This is a genomic window from Methylobacterium frigidaeris (assembly GCF_022179185.1).
GTDB classification, from domain to species: Bacteria; Pseudomonadota; Alphaproteobacteria; order Rhizobiales; family Beijerinckiaceae; genus Methylobacterium; species Methylobacterium frigidaeris.
On the sequence record NZ_BPQJ01000128.1, the window covers coordinates 1 to 932 of the forward strand.

The following is a 932-nucleotide window of genomic DNA, read 5'->3' on the forward strand; positions in this document are numbered from 1 at the left end:
CAAGCGCCTTGGTATGCTCTACCAGTCCACCTGTGTCGGTTTCGGGTACGGTCTGATGTGGAGGCTGTTTCCTGGGACCCCTTCACCGCCCGAGCAATCCGATAAGCTCGAACGATATACGGCATCCGTCACCATCCACTGGCTGGGGAATATTCGCCCCATTCCCATCGACTACGCCTTTCGGCCTCGCCTTAGGGGCCGGCTGACCCTGCGCAGATTAACTTTACGCAGGAACCCTTGGACTTTCGGCGAGAGTGTCTTTCACACTCTTTGTCGTTACTCATGTCAGCATTCGCACTTCCCATACCTCCAGGATCTCTCACGAGTATCCCTTCATCAGCCTAGGGAACGCTCCGCTACCGCGCACTTGCGTGCACCCGAAGCTTCGGCTCGTGGCTTGAGCCCCGTTACATTTTCGGCGCAGGACCCCTTGGCTAGACCAGTGAGCTGTTACGCTTTCTTTAAAGGATGGCTGCTTCTAAGCCAACCTCCTGGTTGTTTTGGGAGTCCCACATCCTTTCCCACTTAGCCACGAATTGGGGGCCTTAGCTGTCGGTCAGGGTTGTTGCCCTCTTCACGACGGACGTTAGCACCCGCCGTGTGTCTCCCGAACAGTACTCGTGCGTATTCGGAGTTTGGTTGAGTGCGGTACCGCTGTGGGCGGCCCTAGCCCATCCAGTGCTCTACCCCGCACGGTATTCATTCGAGGCGCTACCTAAATAGCTTTCGCGGAGAACCAGCTATGTCCAGGTTTGATTGGCCTTTCACCCCTAACCACACGTCATCCAAGACCTTTTCAACGGGCACTGGTTCGGACCTCCAGTGCGTGTTACCGCACCTTCATCCTGCGCATGGCTAGATCACCTGGTTTCGGGTCTAAAGCAGCGGACTGAACGCCCTGTTCAGACTCGCTTTCGCTGCGCCTTCGCCTA

The 932-nt window shown here is 56.7% G+C and carries 1 rRNA gene; it reads right to left on the bottom strand.

Going from position 1 to position 932, the window contains the following annotated elements:
- Positions 1-932: ribosomal RNA gene (locus MFF64_RS36540) — 23S ribosomal RNA — on the bottom strand; the annotation flags it as partial.